The 771-nt window shown below is 50.5% G+C and carries 1 protein-coding gene; it reads right to left on the bottom strand.

All coding sequences use genetic code 11. The features are described 5' to 3' along the window. Positions 1-195: 195 nt before the first annotated feature. Positions 196-771: restriction endonuclease subunit S (locus CHY22_RS09830; RefSeq protein WP_089573700.1), on the bottom strand; the 576-nt coding region annotated here is incomplete at its 5' end.

Genomic DNA, 771 nt, shown 5'->3' on the forward strand with positions numbered 1-771 from the left:
CTCATCACCCTTCATCAGCGTAAGCTTGAACTGCTGAGGAATACTAAGAAATCGCTGTTGGAAAGGATGTTCGTCTAATAACTTTCGCGAGTTGCTTCTTGTTTCGAGCTCCAGAACCGCCGATTTCGCCATGTCGAGTCGGCGGTTTTTCGCTCCAGCGAGGAAAATAATGTCGTGCGACTTGCTGTTGGGCTGTCACTGATGAAGGGTGATGAGGGCGTCGATCTCACTCAGCACCACGCCTATGGCAGATTGCTCCGACAAGCTAGGAAATCTAACTTGCGTATCTTGCAGAGCGGCCTTTGAAACGGAAATCACCTTGATCCCCTGCATTAAGGGAAGAAGCTGTCTGTGGTATGCATCGGAATTAAGGTAGTGCCCCAAGTAGCCCGTCCCAAAGGGGAACCGAGGCCGCGCCGGTATCGTATGCAACCCGGAGATAGTTGGCTCTTTGGGTAGTTTCCGCAGTTCAATACACTTGCCAGCCGCTTCGTCCTCTGCCGTGTCAGCGAAGATGACATCGCCTTCGCTAAGTATCGACCCAGCAAATTTGGGAAGCACGGTATCGTCGGTAATGAACGGCAAGTCGCTTTGTTCACCATCCAGGCAATCACCGAACTTGATAAGAATATCTCCGTAATGAACATTACGAGCAATGCCATTCTCGCCATTCAAGTCGGCACGTGAAAGAGTATTGTTCTTCAAGAAGTCGAAGCAATCTCCCAACTTACGCTGTTCCCAGACGAGAAGATGCGTGAATAGCCGCTTACG

Origin of the sequence: Collinsella sp. TF06-26 (genome assembly GCF_002232035.1) — a bacterium.
GTDB lineage: Bacteria > Actinomycetota > Coriobacteriia > Coriobacteriales > Coriobacteriaceae > Collinsella.